3 protein-coding genes are annotated in these 4,824 nt (G+C 38.0%); 1 reads left to right on the top strand and 2 read right to left on the bottom strand.

Annotation, left to right across the window (positions count from 1 at the left end):
• On the top strand, window positions 1-193 hold a 193-nt coding region (locus AB1397_03210), incomplete at its 5' end, for a hypothetical protein (protein MEW6482000.1).
• Between the two features lie 176 nt (window positions 194-369).
• Here AB1397_03210 and AB1397_03205 read toward each other — a convergent pair.
• Window positions 370-2,121: a HEAT repeat domain-containing protein gene (locus AB1397_03205; GenBank protein ID MEW6481999.1), complete on the bottom strand. Its 1,752-nt coding sequence runs from the start codon at window positions 2,119-2,121 to the stop codon at window positions 370-372.
• A partial coding sequence (locus tag AB1397_03200; GenBank protein ID MEW6481998.1) for a transglutaminase domain-containing protein occupies window positions 2,114-4,824 on the bottom strand: 2,711 nt, incomplete at its 5' end. The genes AB1397_03200 and AB1397_03205, both read right to left, overlap by 8 nt.

Genomic DNA, 4,824 nt, shown 5'->3' with positions numbered 1-4,824 from the left:
GCTTGAAGATATGACAGAGAGGAGGATTTACGAGGAGCTTGAGAAAGAAGATGTATGTGAGATTGAGATTAAAGGAGTAAACAATATGAAGTTAAAGAAAGTCTCTCCATTTGTGCAAAAGATATTAAGCATTCTTCTTTCTCGGGGTGTAATAAGAGAAGATTTTTTAAGTAAAATAGAGAATATTAGGTAATTTTTTGTCAAGTGCAAAATATGTAGTGCCGAAAAATTGGGCCTTAGATTTAGTATTAGAGCCAATTTTCAAATTTAGTGGCGAAAATGACTTGTCAATAGCTGTTTCTTGAGCCCATACCGATGACAGGCTTATAGCCATTGATACAGAAATTAAACACAAAAGAGATTTAATTTTCATTCTCCACCTCCTTGGTATTTTTTATTTCTTGCTGTTCTTTCAAGAGTTTTTTGGAATTCTTGTTCGGGGATTATTCTTATATCCCTATCTAAACTTCCTTTGTTTTGCTCCCACCACCTCTGCCATTTTATAGGATCACGACCAAAATCTTTTTCGGTTATCTCCTTTAATGCATACCCTGCAGAGATTCGAACACCTTTATTTCCATCTTTAAGAGCATCAATTAGTGGCTTTATTGCCCGATAATCCTTTGTTCTCCCAAGTGCTTCCGCTGCTTTGTCTTGAATTCCTAAATCTTCATTCTTCAAGACACCAATGAGCGATTCTACCGCACGGTCGCCTTTTATTTCGCCTAATGCTTTTGCTGCAAACTCTCTAACGCTTCTGATTTCATCCTTTGCCATACCAGCAATTAAAGATTCTATTGCACGGTGATCGCCTATTTTACCAAGTGCCCATGCCGACCATCCTCGAACATTCCAATCTTCATCTTTCGTCATGGCAAGAATAAGTGGTTCTACTGCACGGGCGTTACCTATTTCACCAAGTGCCAATGCTGCTTTCCATCGGACATATTCATCTCCGTATTTCAAGGCTTCAATTAGCGGATCTACTCCACGAAAGTCTTTTGTCTCTCCCAATCCCGATGCTGCACAGGATCTGATAAACGAATTCTTATCTTTAAGAGCAGCAATTAATAATTCCACTGCACGAGGAGTTCCTATTTTACCCAGTGCGTCTCCTGCTACATCTGCAAGATTCATATCTCTTACATCTTTAATCTTCATTGCAGCAAACAAAGGTTCCACTGCCAGAGGGTTTTTTATTTCGCCTAATGCTTTTGCAGCCATATACCTGACCTCTAAATCTTTATCTTTTAAAAGAGAAATGAGTCGTTTTACCCGAGGGTCTTCTATCTCACCCAATGATTTTATTGCATTCTCTCTAACATAGCGGTTCTTATCCTTCTTGGTTTCTAATTGTTGCTCTTTTAGAAGTCTCTGGAATCTTCCTTCAGAGACCCTGTGTATTTCAAGGTCTATCTTTCCCATAAATATTACCCATCTCCACTTGAAAATAATTCCATAAATTTCTTTACCCCACGCAACCATAAGATTTGGGTTGTGAATAACAGGATATTTCTTTTGAGTCAATTCATAGTTTTTACCCAACCTTTCACAGGCTAATTGATTTGGAAATTCCTGATGAGTTGTAAGATATTTCTGAAATTCATCATGAGTTGGATAGTATCTCTTATGTGTTTCAAGATAGTTCTCAATTGCCTGCTTTAAAGTCCACATATCAGACGATGAACCCTCTGACCCACTTTCTTTTGAAATCACTCTTCCTTCAATATAAAAAACTGGTAGGGAAGCAAAAATTAAACTAATAATAATACCTGATACGATTTTGGAAGAGATCTTTTTTAACCTTCGAATAAATACAACCATCGTTAGAATGTAAAATAAAAAGAAGCATGTCAATACATATTTAAAAAATCTCATCTGAATGTCCCCTAAAGACAAACCATCCGCATGCAGCCACCTAAATAAAAGTATCTCCCATAAGAAAGCTCCAAAAAATAATAAAATCTTAACAAATGCCTTTTTTGAACTCCAAATGGCATATACTAATGCCAAAACGAGTGGAGCGCCCAGGAAGATTGGTCGAGAAATTATGCACAAAGTGTAAAAAATGTTCATTATCCCAAATAAAATTTCTACTATGATATCTGTTATGCTACTCATGAAGATACTCCATAATCCAACCTTCTACCCCAAAACGAGAAATTTCACCCTCAATTATCATAATTCCAAATGCCATACCTTCAGCATTATACTTTAGATCGTTCAAACTCTCTTCTGTTTTGAATATTTCATAAAGCATCCAAACAATATAACCAAGTTCTCTGCATGCAGCATTAACAACAAAATGGTCTTTTCTTCCTGTTCTGTCTGGATCTTCAGGGAAAAAGACCTTAAAGCCAGAACCTTCGCCTCCATCATTATGGTTGTTTAGCCAAGCAGGTCGAGACTTTCTTGGTCCCCCATTACCTAAAAGAGCAAGATACCAATCATAATACCACTTTTGCCACTCATCCGAAACACTCAAATCATACAAAGCATGCAGAAAGAAACTTTGCTTGAATTCATTCTCAGTGAATTGATTCGCTAAGAATTGGGCAAAATTGGCGAATTTAGTACAGTCATCACCAGTCAAAGTTTTTGCATACTCAATAGCCCTTTTCTCTATATCATAGTAATATCGCCAAGATTTAGCCGATGGATGTGTAAGTAGAAAAAGGCCTCCACTTACACCTGCTATCTCATACCTTCCCTCTCCAGTTGTTGGGTCTTGAATGATGTAGCCTATACCCTGCCAGCCATTGTAAGTTATGCTTGATTGGGGGCATTTGGCTATGTTTCCTGCATTGATTGCATTCTTTATATCTTGTTTGGCAAAGCTTGGGATGTTAAAGCCATCAACTATACCTACATTAGAACTATCTATATCATAGACAGAGATACCATGCTCACCAGCTATCTGAATAGCTTTAATGGCAGAGATTGCTCCCTCTCCATACCATTTCTCCCAGATATTATGCTCTAAGACAGATGAAGTATAGCCTGAGATGGTCATAAATTCTTTGATTTTATCAGAAGCACCAATTACCGCACAGATGTTTCTGTCGGCATCAATGGATAAACCTCTAATCTTCATTGTGTAAGGCATACCAAAGAGATAGTCAACATCTGCCTCAACAAAGAGATGGGCAAACAATATATCTTTGAAGAAGGGAAGATGGAGGAAGGATGAGGCAATCTCATCCATTATTCCTACCTGACCAAAGTAACTTTTGCCTTGCATAAAGAGGTAGTCTCCAGCTATATCTTCTGAAAAGAAGCCATTCTGAAGGAAGTCTGGGCCAGTACCCTCTATGTTGGTGATAAGTCTCTGACCAATTTCAGTAGCAAGCTGACTGGAGAAGAAAGGCCAAGTGATGCAGAGGTTATGAAATTCGCCTGCTATAATGGTGTTCTGGATACAATCTGTTTCCTGGTTAGGCATGAATAGATCAATGGTTATGGTTTGATCCTTACCAGCACCTATTGGGTCACCCACTGCCTTTTCTTGGCCATCTATTTTTATGACTGGTTGGAGTTCAACTAAATAGGCAGGGTTATTATAAAGGCTTAGGTCAGATTTGTAAGAGAGGGTTAAACGACTTTCACCCAATTCAGGAAGGGGGATTTGATAAAACAAGTCCAAGCCAAGGATATCCTCTGAAGAGAGACTAATTCCTATCTTATATCTCAGATTATCAGGTATCTTGGAATATATGGTAGGTTGTTCAATTATTTCATAGGGAAGAGAAGCAGGAAGAACCTCAATCTCCTCAGGGATAATAGCCTTTCTCCTTGAAAACTCATAGAGCCTTTTTTTGGGAAAGTTTGTCTCTGCATATGTTCCCAATTGATTGAGCCAAAAGTATAGGGGAATCTCTATTTCTTGCTGTTTGCTTAAGAAACTTTCTTTATCAAAGATAACCTCATCTGATATATCCTCTCCTTCCTCTATCTTCTGCAGTTTGAATGATGGGTCTAAGGGAATCCAGGTATCCCCTTGTTTATGGATTGCTCCCCCTGAGGGGATGTAGTCAATATAGGATTCTACCCAGAAATGCTCTATTTTTATGGCATAGGGCTTTCCTCCCCTTACAAGGGTTATGGCAGGAATGCCATAGGAATATAAAATGTCCGCTACCTTCCAGGGGTCATTTATTCCCAGCCATAGCTTTGCCCTTTCTATGGGAATCTCTACCTTACCATAGACATATCTTGCTTGTATATTTGAGGCTCTAAGGAGAGAAATCAGAAGGGATGCCTGATCAAGGTCATTTCCCGCTTGCTCATGAAGACATCCAATAGCACCCTTTTGACTGCCATAGTAAGGTTCATATTTAATGTTATTTCTAACATATTGGTAAATCTTAAGTGGGCTTTTATCAAGAGAATTTGTCAGCTCTTTAATTTCTTGGGTAAATTTTATCTCGGGTGGGCTTTCTTGAAGATATTGGTTGGAAAGAGGCTTTACTTGTAATAGAGAAACAGATTTTGAACTTGTGGCTTTAGGTCTTTCCTCCTTTGTTTCCTTAATCCTCTTTATTCTGAAAGATGGCTTATCTTGTCTTATTGGCTTTTCTTTGTATTGTGCTTTTTCTAGGAATTCCATAAGAGGCTTTATCTTTCCCTTTTTCGCATTTTCTATTCTTTCTTGTAGCTTTTTGTAATTCTCATTGTATTGCTTAACAAAGTCATTGTGTCTTTGAAGGATTTTCTCAGGCAATTTCTTTTCCTTAAGGAATTCCTCGGTTTCTTTGAATTCCTCTCTTAATTTCTCATCAAGCTTCTCAATCTCTTTCTTCTTGTCATTAAGCTTGGATTCTTGGA

This window comes from bacterium, from assembly GCA_040756715.1.
GTDB lineage: Bacteria > UBA9089 > UBA9088 > UBA9088 > UBA9088 > JBFLYE01.
This window is presented reverse-complemented; position numbering and strand designations above follow the sequence as displayed.

What these genes read in the sequence shown, in the direction of transcription:
- AB1397_03205 (MEW6481999.1), bottom strand. Translation starts at nt 2,121, where the DNA reads ATGAGTAGCATAACAGATATCATAGTAGAAATTTTATTTGGGATAATG.